Raw genomic sequence first — 18,017 nt, 5'->3', positions numbered from 1 at the left:
TGTTTATGTGTTTGTACAGGGGCTTCGTTTTTGGCTTGTTTTCCAGAAAACAGGCCAAAAACGAAGCCCTTTTCTTTATTTCCTTTTAACCCGCCCCAAAGTGTAACAACTTAAAATCAAAACTGAGTAAGTAGTGCAGACATTTCTTTAAGCGTGGCAACTTTGCGTTAAGCAAAACTTTGGTAGCTTTATATGAAACTGGTCTTGAAAGCCAACTTTCTAAAGAAAGTTTTAATGATGACTACTCCAATTTCTGAGGTACACGTGCAGAGTTTCAAGATGAAGAAAGGCCAGATCTTGGTAAGCGAGGCTACGCTACGCATTCAAGGAGATTCTGCACGTAAGAATAAATGGCTGATTGTGGCTGCTACACTGTGCTTCACGCTCCTAATAGGTTTTAGAGTGTATGCGCATTTCTTTTCAGCATAGGAGAGTTTTGTTAATAAAGGGTCAGTCTGGGTGATTGGTATTCAACTCATTACCATGTTGGTGTGGTGGTATCTTTGCTACCTGCGGGTATTCAAAATAAGCACGCAACATGCAATAGCCTTGCATGAAGTAGAAAGAGCCAAAAGAACCCAAAGACCTTCAGACAAAGCGCCTATTTTAACGCTTTATCTTAAAAACAAACAAAAAAGAGAACTGATCTTAATGCCTACGTCCATTGACCCTTTCTCAGACTGGCTTACCAGGCAAGGGATTCTGGTGCAGAACTAGTCATCTAACATAAAAAAACAGAAGAGCCGCTTTCTTTAGAGAAAGCGGCTCTTCTGTTGTAAGACTGAAAGAGTTGAATGGGGGAAAACCTAGTGCTTCTTGCCTTTACCCTTTTTACCCTTGCTATTGCCTTTTCCGTTGCCTTGGCCGTTGTGCTTTTTCTTCTGCTGGCCTGGGGCATAGGCTTTGGCTGACTTGTCACCATACACTTTTTTGGCTTGTCCCGGAGGCATGCCTTTGGTTGAGTTAGTAGAGCCCGGCAATGGGATGGGAAAGCCGTCTGGATAGCGGGTGCTGCGGTCAGAGCCGTCGCGGTTAACGCCACCCGGGAAACGCGAGGTCACGCTACCCGTTTTTCTACTGCTTGAACACGCCACAGAACCCACCATGAGGGTAAGCAGAAGCGCTAATTTGGTAATTGCTTTAAGAGTCATATGCAGGGGGTTAATGGAGTGAAGACACAAACTTGAACTCACTCCTGCAAATATAATGCTAAAGCGCCAGCCTTTGGGGCGCTAGCCGCATAATTTATCTCATCTGTAAGTCGTTTTTGGCCTATTTTCCGTAAAACAAGCCAAAAATGACCCTTGCCTCTGCCCTAAATAATTTTCAGGAAAAGAAAATAATCTGCACAAGACACCAAATCCAGGTTTTGCCGTACAAGCGCCTGACACAGAATTGGCCTCCATCCTCCATGAAAAGAGCTAGACTCTGGCAGTTTATGTAGGCTATAATCATAGATACCACGTTGTCTATATAATCATCATCTTTGGCAACTATTTCACGTTAGGTATTTTTATTTTCTTCATGATACTACACGCTTACTCTTCCATAAAAAAACTGGTCTTCTCAAGAGTGCACGGCAAAGCATTTCTTTTGGTGCTGCTGACCCTTAGCCTCCTGGGCGCGCAAAAGACGCAGGCGCAAGACTCTTTGGAGGTAGACGCAGAAAAGCACCTGAACTTTTACCGCATCTGGGGTTTTGTCAAGTACTATCATCCGGCCTCGGCGGAAGGAAAGCTGAAAGCCGACTCCCTCTTTTTTCTCTACCTGCCCAAGGTTGACTCTGCCAGAACAGAGAAGCAGGCCAATGCCGTATTCAAGGCCATGCTGCAAAGCATAGGCTTGCCTCCCGAGGGTGACAAACTCAAACCGCAGGAAGACAATCCTAAAGGGGCCTTTCTGCTGAAAAACGTAGACGACACCTGGCGCACCAAGTCCAAATACCTCAGCAACGACAACAGAAAGTTTCTGGAAAAGCTCTTTGAGCGGCGCTACACCGGGGCCAAGCACCACTATACCTATGTGCGCTACAACCCCTACGGCGGCACCGTGCCCCATGAACTGGCCTATGTGCGCAAACCCCAGGAGAACCTCACGTACCCGCTAAGGATGCTGGCCCTGGCCAAGTTTAAGACGTATGTAGACTACCTGTACCCCTATAAGCACCTCATGGACGTGCCCTGGGACGATGTCATTTTGCAAGCCATTCCATTGTTTGCCAAGTGTGAAAACCGGCAGGAATATGAGCGCCTTCTCTTAAGCGTGAACGCCCGGCTGGATGATACGCAGGCCTTCTCGTTCTTCAGGCAATTGCACCACCGCGAAAAGCTGTTCAAAAACCATTACTTTCCGCCGTTTGACTATCGTCTGGCAGAGAAGAAAATCATTGTGACCGCCATCATTGACCCGGTCCTTTGTAGAACGTCAAACATTAAACGCGGCGATGTGATTGAAGCCCTGGACAGCGTGGGCATTGAAGAATGGGTGATGGCGCTTAAATCTGTGTTGGCGGTGTCTAACAACCAGGCTTTGTGGGCACGGGTAGGAGAGTGGGGTGACAACCTGCTGTTCAGGTCAGAGGATGATAAGATGCGGGTGCGCCTTACCCGCGGCGAAGAGCAGATTACAACCACGCTCCGGCTCATGGATCCCATAGCGCCTGCCAAAGCCAAACTCATTGATGCCTTCTTCAAGAAAGAACATGCCACCCCGGCCAAGAAAAGCAAAACGCTGGCCTATGCCGCCAAGGGCATCGTGCACTTCAAGATTGATGACACCTACCGCTTTATCAATGATGACACTCCAGAGGAAGATGCCGTGCTCATGGACACCTTGGTCAACCGTGCGGTAAAGGCCAAGGGCATCATTTTTGACATGCGCGGTGAGCCAGACAACAGTGACTTTGTGTACCAGTATTTGTATAAAAAGTTTGGTAAGAAGAACCACTACTTTGCCCGCTATTACCAAATGAACTCCTACCAACTGGGCACCTACAAACTGCTCACCCAGCCCGAGGTCTATTTTCCAGCCACCATTACCCCAGAGGAGACGGCTTACAACGGCAAGGTGATCATTTTGGTAAATGGCCGTACCCACAGCATAGCCGAATGGAATGCCATGAGCCTGCAACGCCTATTTCCCAACAGTATAGTGCTGGGTGAACAAACCGCCGGCGCCGACGGAGACGTGAAGAAGTTCCCGCTGCCCGGCGGCTATGAGGCCACCTTTTCGGGCAACGCCATATATTATCCCAACAACACCGCCACCCAACGGCAGGGCATCAAGCTAGACGTACCGGTCCAACCCACCCTCAAAGGCCTGCTGGCCAGAAAAGACGAACTCCTGCAAAAAGCCATTGCCCTCATTAACGGAGAAGACCCAGTAGCTGAGGCGCAGAAGTAGAAGTTGGGAAGGTTATATGTGAGAATCCGTTTTTGGTCTGTTTTCTAGAAATCAGGCCAAAAACGGATTCTTGATTTAGAGCAGTAATATTGCACATTGATCATCATCAATATATTATAGGAAATCGTATGTTGCTTCAACCCATAGTTCAGCTAAACTGAATTGGTCGGCTTAGAAACAAGTGGTGTGAAAGGAATAAAATAATTTTAAAAATTTAAACATGAATTTTGACTTTGCTGAACAAATCAACCCCTACTTAGAAAAACAAGAGTATAAAAAAGCAATAAGCATTGCAGAGGAAGCTCTCAAAAATATCCCAAAAACGGACTTTCACTCAATTATTGGCCAATCACTCATTAGCCAAGCTGAGGGAGTGGTACAGTGGATAGATAACTTCTACAAGACGGTTTCTGAGATAATTGAGCCAAAAGCACTTTACTTTGAGATGAACGAGTTCGACATCAACACGGACACATGGTACATAGATGGGTTTGCATTCAGTGAGGACGGCGGCCTAAACCCAGAGGACATGGAATGGCTTTGTGACGTCAGCCATGAAACCATGACAACGGAGGAATACGTGATTACGGGATATGAGAACTTGCAAGAAGCTTTTGAAAACATAGAGCCTGACACTGACGACCTACAGGACGCGAGGGATTGGAGCGAACAACTTGTCATTGCCAGGTTTATGGAATTGATGAGTGCTACACATTGGGAGGCTAAAAGGCAGAATATGGAATGGGCGGAGTTACCTTTGTACTTTACTGAGCACTCCTATGACTTCATTGTAAAATCAGAATCAGTAAGAGAAATGCCTTCCCATAACGCTTAATATAAAAATTAGCTTTGGCTAAAAGCTGGGCTGTCTTGTATACTAAGCGTTAGCACCAATCATAGCCGGCCTTTCAAAAAGTACTTTACAAAAGAATAAAAACTCAGGCACCATGGAAGATTCAACAAATATTTGTTTGGCATGCGGGGCTTGTTGTGACGGTACTTTGATTGGGTTTGTGCAACTAGAGCATGAGGAAGTGCCTAGGTTAAAGGAGATAATGCCCATTGAAAATGCAGATGACATAGGATTTTTTCTGCAGCCCTGCAGTAAGTTTTGCAATGGGTGTACTATATATCCTGATAGACCAAAACAATGCGCAAAATTTGAGTGCGGGCTATTAAGCTCCTTTGAACAGAAGCACGTAGACTTTCATACAGCGGTAGAAATAGTTAAAGCAGTTAGGCAAAAGAGGGTAGCTCTTGAAAGCTTGTTGGCATTTTTGCCCGTTCAGCTAAAATCCCAATCGTTTTACTTTAAAATGGTTGAATTGAATAGGTGGTTGCAGAAAAACAAGTCTGAGTTAGCAGTAACTAAGAACCAATTGGAGTTAAGATCAGAACTTAATCTGCTAAATAGTCTGCTGATGAAAGAATTTAATGTCTCCATTTATTAAAGAAAAGGTTAAATTCTAAGAGCTTTTTTTGAAAGAATTATCGTTCTATTGAGCTATATCCTTATAAAAAATTAATTTAACCGCACCTATCCTATGAAAAGAGAAGCTTTTACCGCCCAAGGCGCCGTTTCTGTGGGCCCTTATTCCCATGCCGTGGCCTCTGCGGACCTAGTATACCTTTCTGGCCAAACACCCATGGATCCAGAACCAGGTAAACTGATAGAAGGGGACATTGCCGCGCAGACCCAGCAGTGTTTTAAGAACCTGTTTGCAGTATTGGCCTCGGCGGGCTTAACACCTGACCATGTGGTAAAAGTGAACGTGTTCTTGACAGACATGGCCAACTTTGAGGCAATGAACCAAGTGTATGCCCAGCAGTTTTCAGCGCCGTTCCCAGCCCGCACTACCATAGGCGTGGCCTCTTTGCCTTTAGGTGCCCAGGTGGAATTAGAGATGATTGCCAGAAGAAGTTAACTTGGCAATACGTACACAAATTTTTCAGTAGTTACCTTTGCATAAGACTATTAACAAAGGGGGCAATTACTTTGTGCCCTTTTCCTGATTATCCCGCAACCATGCTTCCAAAAAAGAAAATTCATCCAGAAAAGAAGTCTGAGTTGCACCCCAGAAACCAACACCGGGCTAGATATGACTTTAAGCAACTCATCAAGAGCAATCCTGCGCTGGAGCGGTTTGTGCGTTTGAATGACTACAAAGACGCCTCCATAGACTTCTTTAATCCGGCTGCGGTTAAAGCCTTAAACAAGGCCCTACTAAAACATTTCTACCGTCTTTCTTTTTGGGACATTCCAGAAGGATACTTGTGTCCGCCTATTCCGGGCAGGGCAGATTACATACACCACATAGCAGATTTATTGGCTGGGACGGGTGCAACTGGTTCTGCCGCAAAAGTTCCTAAAGGAAGTAAAATAACTTGTCTGGACGTGGGCGTGGGTGCCAACTGCGTGTACCCCATCATAGGCCACCAGGAGTACGGTTGGTCATTTATTGGGGCAGACATTGACCCGGTTTCCATCAGCTCAGCACAGAAGATTATTGACCTTAATCCTGACTTAAAAGGAAAAATTGACCTTAGACTACAGCCCAACCCGAAGGACATTTTTAAAGGTATTCTAAAACCAGATGAGCGGATTGACGTGACCTTATGCAACCCGCCGTTTCATGCATCGGCGGCCGAGGCGCAGGCAGGATCTAAGCGCAAGGTGAGCAACTTAAAGCAGCAACGGGTATCCAAAGCGGTGCTTAATTTTGGCGGCCAGAACAATGAACTTTGGTGCACGGGCGGCGAGCCTGCTTTCATTGCCAACATGGTGCGTCAAAGCAAGGACTTTGCCAATACCTGTCTGTGGTTCTCTACGCTGGTTTCTAAGCAAGCCAACGTACCTGCCGTACTCAAAGCCTTGCAGGCTGTTGAGGCCATAGAAGTCAAAACCATTCCCATGAGCCAGGGCAACAAAGCCAGCCGCGTCATTGCCTGGACTTTTCACTCCCCTGCCCAACAAAAAGCCTGGCGCGAGACCAGATGGAAGTAAACTGTTCTATTTACTAGCGCATATTTAAAATGGACTGGCCAGGTAACCTTGTCCGCAATGGAAAAACATGGGCTTACCCATCTGCCAGTTCAATCCAGACCGGGGCATGGTCACTGGTCTTCTCCCAGCTTCGGGCATCGCGGTCTACCCCGGCGGCTTTGAGTTTCGCTGATACGGTAGGGCTAAGCAGAAAATGGTCAATGCGTAAACCGGCGTTTCGGCCAAAGGCATTCCTGAAATAGTCAAAATAGGTGTAGATGGTTTCTGTAGGATGCAGATGCCTGATGGCGTCCGTCCAGCCCTGCGCTAGTAGTTCTTGAAAAGCTGCCCTGGTCTCCGGCCTGAACAAGGCGTCCTCTACCCAGCGCTCAGGTTTGTATGCGTCCAACTCAGTGGGAATGACGTTATAATCACCGGTTAAAACTACTGGTTCTTGAGAGGCTATAAGCATTGCCGCATGTTGGGCAAAATGCTCCATCCAACGCAATTTGTAGTCAAACTTGGGGCCCGGTGCCGGATTACCGTTGGGCAGGTAGAGGCAACCTATGATGATGCCGTTTACGCGTGCCTCCAGGTACCGGCTCTGGTCATCTTCGTCATTGCCTGGCAGACCTTTTTGTATCTCTTCGGGCTTGCCCACTTTAGAAAGAATGGCCACGCCGTTCCAGCTTTTCTGACCGTGCCAAATGGCGTCATATCCTGCCTCCTGGAGCGCCTGCTCCGGAAATTTTTCCTGCGGCGCTTTCAATTCCTGTAAACACACCACATCTGGCGCGGTTTCTTGTAACCAACGTAGTAAAACCGGCAACCTGGCACTTATGCCATTCACATTATAGGTGGCTATTTTCATGATGTATGAGTAGGATAGAGGTACCTAGACAAGATAGATTCCTAGCGCAGAAATCCAGTTGTACCATACGGTGCCGGCAAGTAAATGGATGGCCTATCCTAATGCAGGCCACCTTATACAAAATGCCATCCACTAATAGTCTTTGAGAAACCCTACCTTAGAGAAAAGCAGCTAAATTGATTTCATTTCGTTTAAGGCCTTACCGTTAGGCAATATTAAAGCTAACCTAATTACTAGAAACTATGAAAAGCAAATTGATGGCCCTGGCCACCTTGGGTGCACTGGCTTTTGGGTGCAGTGAGACAACTGAGAAAAAAGTGTCAACCACAAAAACCACCGTCACGGATCAAACCACCATGGTGACAGATTCTACCCAGTTAGAAACCACCACCACTGAGATTGAAGCCGCCACCCATGAGGTAGATTCTTTGTTAAACGACTTATAAGATAGCAATCCATGAAAACGAATCATAAATTTCTACTAGGCATGGCGCTAGGTGCCTGCCTTACCATTTTTAATCCAGATAACGTCACTGCCCGTCAGGGTAAAAGCCAGGCCAAGAAAGAAGCCAACCAAGGCAACAACAACGACCAAGACAAAGACCTGAAGCAGAAAGGCAAATCTGACCAGGCCAAAGACAAAAGCCGCGGCAACAACCCTAACGCCCAGCAAGACAAAGGCAACCAGAACAGAGACAACGGCAACAACGCGGTTAATTCTAAAAACCAGAACCAAAACCGCGATAACAACGGAATAGACCAGGACAACCAAGGCAACGCCTACGGCAAAAACAAAGGCGACCTTTCTGGCCGCGAGTTTGGCCAGCAACGCGCTGCGCAAGCCAGGTTAACCGGAGAGCAACGCAGAGAGCGCTTAGACAATTCTGTGGAGCAAGGCGACAAGAAAGTAAGAGAAGCCAGAACCAAGATTGCCCAAGCCAGAGAAGCCCTGGAACGTGACCGTTCGGGGAAAAAACTGACAGATGCGCAATACAACGAGAAGAAAGCCAGAATAGAACGCGCCGAACGCGCCGTGCAAGTGCTGGAAGCAAAAGTGACCGAGGGACGGGCCTTGGGTTCCATGCAAGACTAACCCTATCCTAGAGGTAGAGAAGTATCTATTCCCTCATACCGTGTAACTCCCGCAGTAGCCGCTTTGTAAGAAGGCGGCTACTGCGGGAGTTTTTTTGCTGGTAGAAAGCTTGCCGTGAAAATCTATATCAAGTAAGCAGTTGGTAACCAGCAATTGATGTAGTGCCATAATTGGCTCTTTATTAGCATTAAGCAATTCAGTCTTTAGGTACCAACCTCCAAACCGGCAGATAATTTAGAAAAGCGAAAGGAAGCATGCCTGAAACCCAGGTGATTCTGCGTAATTTGGAACGTCCTTACCTAACCCTTTATGAAACTACGCTTACTCTTTCTTTTTGCCTTTCTATTTCAAATGGCCTCTGCTCACGCGCAGACAGACACCTCTACGGTTCAGTTGGTTTCTTACTGGTCTAAAGGCGACGTGTACCGGTTTAAAGTGGCCAAAATTCAACAACAATGGCGCAAAGGAGCCTTGGTGAAAAACGACTCTTCTCAATACACGGGTAAGTTTGAGGTGTTGGATTCTACAGAAACTAGTTACCGCATCAAGTGGAGCTACACCACAAACGTGGCCAATACCTATGAGATTCCAGAGAACCTGCAGGAGCGTTTCTCTAAATACAACCTAACCGAAGTCATTTATACCACCTCAGAAACCGGCGCTTTTAATGGCATTGAAAATTGGCAGGAGATTGGCAAAATGATGACAGGCATGTTCACAGACATTATAGAAGTGACCAGTGCCCAGGGTAAAATCTCCAATGAAGAACTGCGCAAAAAGATGCAACCCATGATCAACGCTTACAGCTCCAAAGCCGGCATAGAGCAACTGGTTTTCAAAGAACTGTACATCATTCACAACGCCCTGGGCGCGGAGTTTGAGACGGAACGCGCCGTGGAATATGATGAGGAGATTGATAACATGTTTGGTGGCAAGCCCATTAAAGCCAAGGGGAAATTATACTTCACCCACGTAAGCCCAGACCAGAACCGGTGCGTCATGATACAGGAGTTGAAATTGGACCCCGCCGACACTAAAGCAATGATGAGTGCGCTATTCAAGAAGATGGGAATGAGCGGTAAAGAATACAACGCCGCCATGAAAACCGCCAAATTCAACATAGTAGACCTAAACCGCTTTGACTACAACACAGAACTAGCCTTGCCCAATTTTATTGAGACCAAGCGCGAGTCCTTAATCTTGATACAAGAGGAGAATGTAAAGCGCATAGATAGAATGGTCATTGAAAGAGTCCTGTAAGGCTTAGGTTGTGCTAGGTTAAAAGTATGAAAGAAGAAGACCTGTATAAACACTATAGATGCCCAAGCTGTCATCAATTAAGGCAATTAAGTGGGTTGACACATCTATTCAAATGGAATGAGCAATTCAAATTTTCCTTTATGATTTCAGTATTGGCTTCAGCGAGACAAGGTCATCTTAAATGGTCCTGTGATGACTGTATCAATAATGGAAAAGTCTTTGTGGGCAAGCCTGAAGATCAGGATTGGAATGGCATCACTTATCCCTTCTTCACCCATTACGATGAAACACTTGAATGCCAGACCTGTAAATGCTTTTTTGAGTTTTCAAAGAAAGAAAAGAAGTTCTGGTATGAGGACTTAAAATTTATAGTTTGGTCATACCCGAAGAACTGCCTCTCCTGTAGGAAAAAGAAAAGAGAGCCAAAAGTAAAAAATAATAGGCTCACCTACTTAATTACCAACATTGAGCAAACCACGTCCAAGCAAGTAGAAGAAATAATTGACATCTTCTTGGAGTACGGAAATTATGAAAAGGCCAGATATTACTTATCTGTATTGAGAAAAAAGAAGGATGCAAGTGAAGATACAATACAACTTGTTAAAGAGAAAATAAATAACCTAACACAACAAGGCGAATAAACTATGCTGTTGCCATTGGTCTAACACATCTCAACTAATAAGTTAAAAGAAGTAGAGAGGTTCGCCAAAAGCCTTGCTTCTAAAAGACCCAAAATCTTTCCGTTTCGTTTAAGTGAAAATGGAAAAACAGCAATGGCCAGAACTGTCGTATGATGAAGCCAAGGACACCTACCAGACGCTTCATCTTTGGTGCCAGATAGTAGGTAAGATAAAACTCGCCCAACTGCCCTGGGTGAACCACTCCTGGCACGTGACCCTGCAACTCACGCCCTCGGGCTTTACCACCGGCGACCTGCCCGCTGGTAAAAAGCACTTCCAGATCAACTTTGACTTTAAGGTGCATCAATTGCAGGTGGTCACCAGCCTAGGCGAGCAACGGTCATTTGATTTGGCCAATTTGTCGGTGGCGGGATTCTATGCCATGCTCATGAGCACGTTAGAGGAGGTGGGGCTTTCTATCCAGATCAACCCTGTTCCTAATGAGCTGGAAGACGCTATCCCGTTCCCTGAGGACAACACCCACGCAACGTATAACCCGGCACAGGCCACCCAGTTACACGCCGCCTTTTTACTGACCCAAGAAGTGCTTTCCAAATTCAGAGCGAAGTTCACTGGCAAGTGCAGTCCGGTCCATTTGTTCTGGGGAGCCTTTGATCTGGCGGTCACGCGTTTCTCGGGTAAGCCAGCACCCAAGCACCCGGGGGGCGTTCCAAACCTGCCTGACTGGGTAGCCCAAGAAGCCTACTCCCAAGAGGTGAACAGTTGCGGCTTCTGGCCGGGCAATGAGTCCCTGCCCATGCCGGCCTTTTACAGCTACCACTACCCAGAGCCCGAAGGCTACAAAACCGCCTCTGTACAACCAGAAGAAGCCTATTACCATGACACGCTGGGTGAATACATCTTACCTTATAAGGTAGTTCAGCAGTCAGATAACCCAGAGCAAACCTTGCTTAGCTTCCTGGAGAGCACCTACCGCGCAGGTGCCCAACTAGCCAACTGGGACAGGAAAAGCCTGGAACAAGATCCCGCCATCCTCGCTAAAACGCACCACGCAAACACACAGTAAAATTGCCTAAACTAGCTACTCCAATTTCAGTACCATCTTAACTCTTAACTCTTAACTCTTAACTCTTAACTATAAAACATGGGTTTATTTTCCGCCATTATGGGCAACGCCGGCGCGGTGTCCAAAGAGAATTTATTAAAAGACTACGGCAAGCTGTTAACCGAAGGGGAGGACATAGAGCTAGGCTTTAAGTTACTGAGAGACACCTTCGTGTTTACCACCAAGCGCCTCATTTTGGTGGACCACCAGGGCCTCACCGGAAGCAAGGTAGAGTATTTGTCTATCTCTTATAAAAGCATCTCCAGGTTCAGCGTAGAGACCTCGGGCACGTTTGAACTAGACGCCGAACTTAAGATCTGGATCTCCAGCGAGGCCAACCCCAGCATCAGGAAGAAGTTTAACAAGAGTGTGAACGTCTATGATGTGCAGAACGTCCTGGCGCACCATGTCTTAAAATAAGCGTTCGCCGTTACCACGGACTTAAAAACAAATGCCGTTTTTGGCCTGTTTTCATTAGAACAAGCCAAAAATGGCATTTGCCTGCGACAATAGTATCATAGAGGAAAGGGAACCATGAGCAACCGTTCTCTCATTGGCGCAGTATTATTGTAAAGGAAAACACCCACACCATGGAAAACGAAGAAAAGAAATACAATACCCTAACACCAGAGGAAGAATACGTCATCCTGCGCAAAGGCACGGAGCGCCCCTTCACAGGCAAGCTTTACACCGTCAAAGAGCCCGGTACCTACATCTGCCGCCAGTGCAACGCGCCCTTGTACCGCTCAGAAGACAAGTTTGACGCCCACTGTGGCTGGCCTAGCTTTGACGATGAGATACCAGGCGCCGTCACCCGCGTACCAGACGCCGACGGGAGCCGCACCGAGATTGTCTGCTCTAACTGCGGCGGTCACTTAGGCCACGTCTTTTTAGGCGAGCGCTTTACTGCTAAAAACACCCGACACTGCGTCAACTCCATTTCCATGGCCTTCGTGCCGGAGAAGAAGGAGGACTAGTCCGCTCAAGAAATATTTCATTTTTTCTGAAAGTCGATTTCGGCCTGTTTTCTGGAAAACAGGCCGAAATCGACTTTTCCTGTTTTAAGGAAAATCACAACTCTAAAAATAATTCAGTTAAAAATTGTGAATTTTGAATCTTTGAATACATTTGTAGTGTACTAGATAAGTAATACACCTAATGGTTCACATATGATTCAGATTGACAATCTTAGTTTTGGGTACAAGAAAGACAAACCGCTCTTTCAGAACCTCAACCTATCTCTTAGCAGAGGCCACATCTACGGCCTGTTAGGAAAGAACGGCGCTGGCAAGTCTACCCTCCTTAAGAACATGGTAGGGTTGGCGTATCCACTCACCGGAACCTGCTCCATTGACGGCATAAATGCTTCTAAACGCTTGCCGGCAGTCCTGGAGAATGTTTTTTTTCTGCCAGAAGAAATTTACGTTCCGGCTTTAACTACCAATCAATTTGTGTCACACACGGCTGGTTTCTACCTAAAGTTTGACAAGGAGGCATTTTATGAGTACCTGTCTGAGTTTGAGGTACCCCGCGAGGCAGTGCTGGACAAGCTTTCCTTCGGGCAACAGAAGAAGATGATGATTGCCTTTAGCCTTGCCACTAACACAGACCTGCTGGTAATGGATGAACCCACCAACGGCCTGGACATTCCCTCTAAGGTGCAGTTCAGAAAGATCATCGCCTCTGCCTTGTCTGATGACCGTTGTGTCATCATTTCTACTCACCAGGTGCGTGACCTTGAAAGCTTGATTGACACGTTAGTGGTGGTGCATAACCGTGAGATCATTGTCAACCAAGAACTGGACAGCATTGCGGAGCGACTTCTCTTTACCACCATCTCCTCTAAAGAAGGACAGGAGGTCTTGTATAGTGAAGATTCTGTAAGAGGCATCAGCGCCATTCTGCCCAACCCCGAAGGTGTTTATAGCAGAGTAGACATGGAGCTTCTCTTTAATGCCCTCACGCAGGAAAATACCGCCATCTTATCTCTGTTAAACGCTAAACAACTGCACCATGCAATTTAACTTTTCCCGCTTTTGGAGGTTGTTTATCAAACATACCGCCGAGCACTATAAATTCTACCTGATGGCTACGGCCGTACTGGCTGGTATCATGGCTTTGATTACCACCTTTGTAGTAACTGCAAATCCTAACCCTATTTCCTTAGAGTTACAAGTAATTTTGTTCGCCTTCATACTGTTTGCGTCTGGTTCTATCTTCACCAGTTCCATCTTTTCAGATTTAGGTGACAAGAAAAAGGCCATTGCCACGCTTAGCTTACCCGCCTCCCATCTGGAGAAATACCTGGTAGGCTGGGTGTATTCCACCTTGATTTTCTTTGTGGTTTTCCTGGCGTGCTTTTACGCGGTGTTCCACCTCATTGTCCCAATGGACAACTGGATGGGGCAGGAGCCGCAGATTTTGAACGTGCTCAGTTTTGACCATGATGAGCAGAACATCTTACTGGTCTTCTTGTTTCTGCACGCCATTGCTTTTTGGGGTTCCATCACCTTTGAGAAGTGGCATTTCATTAAGACCGCCTTTCTGTTTTTCGTGATCATGATCTCCTTGATTTTTATCAATGAAAACGTCATGGAAGGACTAATTGGCAGGGAGGTCGAAAACGCCTCGCCGTTCTCTAACGTCACCTTCTTTAATCAATTGGCTCAGGATAGGAGAGAGTATTTTAAGATAGAACTGCCAGAGGCGAGAAAAAATCTTTTAGCCATTGTACCAGTGGGCATGGCCCTGCTCTTGTGGCTGACTGCTTTTTTAAAGCTGAAAGAAAAAGAAGTTTAATCCCTGCGCTATGGAATTTAAGAACAATGAAGCCATCTACCTGCAGATTGCCGCTTACGTGAGCGACCATATTCTACTGGGCAAATGGCTGCCAGATGACAAGATACCTTCTGTGCGCGAACTGGCTGTTGACCTGCAAGTAAACCCCAACACCGTCATGCGTACCTATGAGTACTTGCAAAACCAGGAAGTAATCTATAACAAGCGCGGCATAGGATTCTTTGTGGCGGCAGACGCCGTGGCTAAGGTGAAGAAGCAGAAGCGCGAGCGGTTTTTGCAACAAGACCTGCCAGATTTCTTCAGGAATGTAATTCTGTTAGACATTTCGCTAGAAGAGCTTCAAGAACGCTATGAGCATTATAAAAACGAGCATTTCATCTCTAAGTAAAAACCATGAGAAAAAGTAATTTATTGTTGGGAGTCGCCGTGGTATTCTTTCTAGGCTGCCTCACTGCCTTTGACTTTGCCCTGAAGGCGGAGTATGAAACCGGCAAGTACAAAGACCGCTACCGCGATTATGTAACCCTAAACCTAAACGTCTTTGACCAGGTAGAGGTAAACGGGGCCACGCAGGTAGGCTACAAAATACTGCCTGGTACGCCCAAGGTGCGCCTGCATCAGAAGGACAAGGAGTTCTTCAAGGTACGGCAGGTAGGTAAAAAACTTATCATTGACCTTGCGCACAAGGATAATAATGACGGATATCAGGGTGAAATCCTTATCTATTGTCCTAAGTTAACGTCGGTCGCCTCCTCATCTACCTATACCTTACTAGGCCAGAAGCAAGAACTGGTTTGGCATCTGTACCAGTACAACAAAGTGATGGTAAAAGGTTTTAAGCTGGACAGCTTGTCCTTGTTGCCGGACCATGCCACTGCCATTGAACTGGATTCTACCTCCATCAAGTATTTGGCGGTAAAAGCAGGCGCTACCCCAGGAAGTAATGCCAAAGTTACGTTGTATCCAAACAACCAAATACATCAGGCGCAGTTTGATATGCAGCACAAAAGCCAACTAGTGCTCCAGAATGTGCAGATTCCTTTAGCGTCTTATCAATTCTCACCCCAGGCAGAGGGCACCTTTACAGGAGCCTCCCTTCAATTGTTGAGTAAGAAATAATAAGTTAAAAAAAGACAGACCATTTTACTTTGGTTTGAGGTAAAGTCGTTTTTGGCCTGTTTTTCAGAAAATAGGTCAAAAACGACTTTTTCTGTGTTATAATTTCAATATAAAACCCGCTAGCGGAAACTGACTTTAAAAACCCTTACCTTTGCACCCCCTTTTTGGTGGGAGTAAAAATCAGGAGACAGTTTAGATGTTTAGAGGCGGATTATTGGTGTTTTTGGGCGCGTGCAGTTTTGGCGTGGTGTCTACGTTTGTGAAGCTGGCCTACAAGCAAGGCTATACCCTGGGCGATGTGACCGGTTCACAGGCTTTCTTTGCCATGCTCATCCTGTGGCCGCTCTATTTCCTGCAGACCCGGTCTAAATCCTTTAGAGACCAGGTAAAGCCTCAAACCACACCCACCTGGAAACTACTTTTGGCCGGTACCACCAATGGTCTGGTGAGCATGGCCTATTACCAGTGCGTGCAAATGACGCAAGCCTCGGTGGCCATTATTTTGCTCATGCAGTTCACCTGGATAAGTATGCTCTTAGAGGCGGTCCTGTTCAAAAAGAAACCTACGTATTTGCAGATGCTGGCCGTGTTGCTGGTCTTGGGCGGAACGGTGTTGGCTAGTGGCATGCTAGAGACGCAGGTAGAGAACCTGAGTTGGGGCGGCATTGGCTTCGGGATGTTGGCGGCCCTGGGCTATAGCATCTACCTGATTGTGAACGGACGCGTAGGCAATGAACTTCCACCGGTCAAGAAAAGCGCCTGGATGCTGACGGGTTCTACCATGCTGGTGTTTGCCGTTTTTCCGCCGGTGTTTTTGATAAACGGTAGCCTTATGGAGGGCTTGGGCGTGCTGGGAATTGTGTTTGCGCTGTTTGCCGCGGTGATTCCGCCGGTGCTGTTTGCCAAAGGCATTCCCAAGGCAGGGGTTGTGTTAAGCTCCATCCTAAGCACCGTAGAATTACCGGTGGCGGTGGCCATGTCTTATTTTATCCTGCAAGAACCCGTAACGGCCATAAGGTGGGTAGGCGTCATCGTGATTTTACTGGCTTTAGTATTGCCTAACTTAAAGCGCAAGAAACAGCTTGCTACCTTATAAATAGAAAAGCCGTCTTTTACAGATGGATTTTTTTTATGTCCGTTTTTGGCCTGGTTTCCAGAAAATAGGTCAAAAACGGATAAAGGTTTTTTGTTCTTGGAGCTGTTCAGGAAGCAAGGCATAGCAAATCCTGTTTTTTCGTATACTTGGCAGACCCAACCTGCATTACCACCTGTATGAGCTCCCTGTACATTCCCTTGACCATAACCCGCATCAAAGAAGAGGTGCCTGGCGTGAAGACGTTTGAATTTGCAGGAGAAGATGCCAAGCAGATCACCTATCAGGCGGGGCAGTACTTAACACTGGTCTTACCGCCGCATCCGCACCACGCAGAGATTCGCCGGTCGTATTCCATCACCTCTTCGCCTGCCTTAGAGGAGCCGCTGGCCATTGGGGTTAAGCGACAGTCTAACGGCGCCTTCTCCAGGCACCTGGTAGACCATGCGCAGGTAGGTGACCAGCTAATGACCATAGGGGCTTCTGGGTTCTTTACCTTGCCTGAAGAGATGGATTCCATAGGGCAGATCTTCTTCCTGGCGGCGGGCAGTGGCATCACGCCTATTTTCTCTCTCCTGAAGACGGTCTTGGTGGCATTCCCTGAGCTGCCTGTGGTGCTGGTGTACAGCAACCAATCAGAGCGCATGACCATCTTTAGGCAGGAGTTGTTGTCTTTAGAAAGCGCTTTCCCTGAGAGGCTCCAGGTACTATTTCTGAACAGCGATGCGCCCAAGCTAGACCAGGCCCGTCTACACAAGACACTGCTAGAGAAACTGGTTATGGAAATGGCCGTGGTGCCACCAGAACAGTTACTAGCCTACGTCTGCGGCCCCGAGAACTACATGCGCATGTGTACCTATGGCTTGCGCAGGGCAGGGGTGCCGTTTGAGAACATCAGAAAAGAGACCTTCAGTACCCAGAAAGTGCACCTGAGAGCCCTGCCACCTGATCAGGATAGGCATGCGGTGGAGTTGACGATAGGTGAAGAGAAATTCAGGTTTGAGGCACAATACCCAGAGACCATCTTGCAGGCCGCGCAGAAAGCCGGCGTCAATCTGCCCTACAGCTGTGAAGCCGGCAAATGCGGCAACTGCGCCGCCCTCTGCACCCAAGGGCAGGTCTGGATGTCTTACAATGAGGTGCTCACCCAAAAGAAGCTAGACCAAGGCTATGTCTTAACCTGCGTAGGCCATGCCGTGGGCGGAGACCTACGGCTAGAGTTATAAGTTGAAATCCTCTTCAATCCATTCCAGCGCCTCAGAGCGCTTCTGGAAGCATTTAATCTCAACTGGTTTGCCGTTGGTATTGTGCAGGACTTGGTCTTCAAAGACGCGGTGCAAGCCGTGGGCAGGCTCTACCACGGCCATTTTCTTAAAGTTATACCCCAGAAATTTAGGAAGCCAGGTATCCGTAAGCCATTTACGGTCCAGTTCGCCTAGTTCGCGCATTTCCAGGCGGTTGGCCAACCAATACCGCGCGTTGTGTTGCACGGCCAGCTCTAAGGCAAGGTCTAAGGTAGGCTTAAAACGGTACGAGCTCACGTAGTCCAGCCATTCCATTTCAAGGGTATGGGTGTCTTCATGAAGCCAGATGTTGGCGTACTCTTCGCTGTGTAATTCTTTGGCTTTAGTTGACATAGACGAATAGGTTA

The 18,017-nt window shown here is 47.1% G+C and carries 22 protein-coding genes; 19 read left to right on the top strand and 3 right to left on the bottom strand.

The window, feature by feature from the left end:
• The first annotated feature begins 234 nt into the window (after window positions 1-234).
• Window positions 235-429, top strand: a complete 195-nt coding sequence (locus tag ABD880_RS05370; protein ID WP_345163207.1) for a hypothetical protein — start codon at window positions 235-237, stop codon at window positions 427-429.
• A 377-nt stretch (window positions 430-806) separates the two neighbouring features.
• On the opposite strand, the gene ABD880_RS05365 is transcribed toward ABD880_RS05370, so the two are convergent.
• Window positions 807-1,151, bottom strand: a complete 345-nt coding sequence (locus ABD880_RS05365) for a hypothetical protein (protein ID WP_345163204.1) — start codon at window positions 1,149-1,151, stop codon at window positions 807-809.
• A 373-nt stretch (window positions 1,152-1,524) separates the two neighbouring features.
• Between ABD880_RS05365 and ABD880_RS05360 the strand changes: the two genes are divergently transcribed.
• The 5 genes from ABD880_RS05360 to rlmF all read left to right on the top strand — a co-directional run bounded on the left by ABD880_RS05360 (window position 1,525) and on the right by rlmF (window position 6,406).
• Window positions 1,525-3,402 carry a S41 family peptidase gene (locus tag ABD880_RS05360; protein ID WP_345163202.1) on the top strand — a complete coding sequence of 626 codons (1,878 nt, stop codon included), beginning with the start codon at window positions 1,525-1,527 and terminating at the stop codon, window positions 3,400-3,402.
• A 220-nt stretch (window positions 3,403-3,622) separates the two neighbouring features.
• The gene (locus tag ABD880_RS05355) at window positions 3,623-4,237 is read left to right on the top strand and encodes a hypothetical protein (RefSeq protein ID WP_345163199.1); all 615 of its coding nucleotides are present in this window, start codon (window positions 3,623-3,625) and stop codon (window positions 4,235-4,237) included.
• Window positions 4,238-4,349: 112 nt separating this feature from the next.
• Entirely contained in the window at window positions 4,350-4,853 is a 504-nt protein-coding gene (locus ABD880_RS05350; RefSeq protein ID WP_345163196.1) for a YkgJ family cysteine cluster protein, read from the top strand.
• Window positions 4,854-4,946: 93 nt separating this feature from the next.
• A complete protein-coding gene (locus ABD880_RS05345; protein ID WP_345163193.1) occupies window positions 4,947-5,327 on the top strand; it encodes a RidA family protein in 381 nt (126 codons plus the stop codon).
• Between the two features lie 101 nt (window positions 5,328-5,428).
• The gene (rlmF, locus tag ABD880_RS05340; protein ID WP_345163190.1) at window positions 5,429-6,406 is read left to right on the top strand and encodes a 23S rRNA (adenine(1618)-N(6))-methyltransferase RlmF; all 978 of its coding nucleotides are present in this window, start codon (window positions 5,429-5,431) and stop codon (window positions 6,404-6,406) included.
• A 73-nt stretch (window positions 6,407-6,479) separates the two neighbouring features.
• Here the strand turns inward: rlmF and xth are convergent, their stop codons facing one another.
• Window positions 6,480-7,256, bottom strand: coding sequence for an exodeoxyribonuclease III (gene xth / locus ABD880_RS05335; protein ID WP_345163187.1), 777 nt, complete (start codon window positions 7,254-7,256; stop codon window positions 6,480-6,482).
• A 242-nt stretch (window positions 7,257-7,498) separates the two neighbouring features.
• On the opposite strand from xth, the gene ABD880_RS05330 reads away from it, so the two are divergent.
• The 13 genes from ABD880_RS05330 (at window position 7,499) to ABD880_RS05270 (ending at window position 17,592) form a co-directional block, all read left to right on the top strand.
• Complete coding sequence (locus tag ABD880_RS05330) at window positions 7,499-7,702, top strand: hypothetical protein (protein WP_345163184.1); 204 nt, start codon at window positions 7,499-7,501, stop codon at window positions 7,700-7,702.
• An 11-nt stretch (window positions 7,703-7,713) separates the two neighbouring features.
• The gene (locus ABD880_RS05325; RefSeq protein ID WP_345163181.1) at window positions 7,714-8,349 is read left to right on the top strand and encodes an HlyD family secretion protein; all 636 of its coding nucleotides are present in this window, start codon (window positions 7,714-7,716) and stop codon (window positions 8,347-8,349) included.
• Between the two features lie 309 nt (window positions 8,350-8,658).
• Window positions 8,659-9,609: a hypothetical protein gene (locus ABD880_RS05320; protein WP_345163178.1), complete on the top strand. Its 951-nt coding sequence runs from the start codon at window positions 8,659-8,661 to the stop codon at window positions 9,607-9,609.
• Window positions 9,610-9,635: 26 nt separating this feature from the next.
• Complete coding sequence (locus tag ABD880_RS05315; RefSeq protein ID WP_345163175.1) at window positions 9,636-10,250, top strand: zinc-ribbon domain containing protein; 615 nt, start codon at window positions 9,636-9,638, stop codon at window positions 10,248-10,250.
• A gap of 118 nt (window positions 10,251-10,368) precedes the next feature.
• Window positions 10,369-11,316, top strand: a complete 948-nt coding sequence (locus ABD880_RS05310) for a DUF5996 family protein (protein ID WP_345163172.1) — start codon at window positions 10,369-10,371, stop codon at window positions 11,314-11,316.
• A 78-nt stretch (window positions 11,317-11,394) separates the two neighbouring features.
• The gene (locus ABD880_RS05305; RefSeq protein ID WP_345163169.1) at window positions 11,395-11,775 is read left to right on the top strand and encodes a PH domain-containing protein; all 381 of its coding nucleotides are present in this window, start codon (window positions 11,395-11,397) and stop codon (window positions 11,773-11,775) included.
• Window positions 11,776-11,945: 170 nt separating this feature from the next.
• Window positions 11,946-12,332 carry a methionine-R-sulfoxide reductase gene (locus ABD880_RS05300; RefSeq protein WP_345163166.1) on the top strand — a complete coding sequence of 129 codons (387 nt, stop codon included), beginning with the start codon at window positions 11,946-11,948 and terminating at the stop codon, window positions 12,330-12,332.
• Between the two features lie 192 nt (window positions 12,333-12,524).
• Window positions 12,525-13,379, top strand: a complete 855-nt coding sequence (locus tag ABD880_RS05295) for an ABC transporter ATP-binding protein (protein WP_345163163.1) — start codon at window positions 12,525-12,527, stop codon at window positions 13,377-13,379.
• Entirely contained in the window at window positions 13,369-14,154 is a 786-nt protein-coding gene (locus ABD880_RS05290; protein ID WP_345163160.1) for a hypothetical protein, read from the top strand. Before ABD880_RS05295 ends, ABD880_RS05290 begins: the two co-directional genes overlap by 11 nt.
• A 10-nt stretch (window positions 14,155-14,164) precedes the next feature.
• The gene (locus tag ABD880_RS05285) at window positions 14,165-14,542 is read left to right on the top strand and encodes a GntR family transcriptional regulator (protein WP_345163157.1); all 378 of its coding nucleotides are present in this window, start codon (window positions 14,165-14,167) and stop codon (window positions 14,540-14,542) included.
• 5 nt (window positions 14,543-14,547) lie between these two features.
• Window positions 14,548-15,273 carry a hypothetical protein gene (locus tag ABD880_RS05280; RefSeq protein WP_345163154.1) on the top strand — a complete coding sequence of 242 codons (726 nt, stop codon included), beginning with the start codon at window positions 14,548-14,550 and terminating at the stop codon, window positions 15,271-15,273.
• Window positions 15,274-15,469: 196 nt separating this feature from the next.
• Entirely contained in the window at window positions 15,470-16,369 is a 900-nt protein-coding gene (locus ABD880_RS05275) for an EamA family transporter (RefSeq protein ID WP_345163151.1), read from the top strand.
• A 176-nt stretch (window positions 16,370-16,545) separates the two neighbouring features.
• On the top strand, window positions 16,546-17,592 hold the full coding sequence (locus ABD880_RS05270) for a 2Fe-2S iron-sulfur cluster-binding protein (protein ID WP_345163148.1): 1,047 nt from the start codon (window positions 16,546-16,548) through the stop codon (window positions 17,590-17,592).
• Here the strand turns inward: ABD880_RS05270 and ABD880_RS05265 are convergent.
• Entirely contained in the window at window positions 17,587-18,003 is a 417-nt protein-coding gene (locus tag ABD880_RS05265) for a hypothetical protein (protein WP_345163144.1), read from the bottom strand. The two genes, ABD880_RS05270 and ABD880_RS05265, sit on opposite strands and share 6 nt — an antisense overlap.
• Window positions 18,004-18,017: the final 14 nt, after the last annotated feature.

This window comes from Nibribacter koreensis (genome assembly GCF_039541795.1).
Taxonomy (GTDB): Bacteria; Bacteroidota; Bacteroidia; order Cytophagales; family Hymenobacteraceae; genus Nibribacter; species Nibribacter koreensis.
This window is presented reverse-complemented; position numbering and strand designations above follow the sequence as displayed.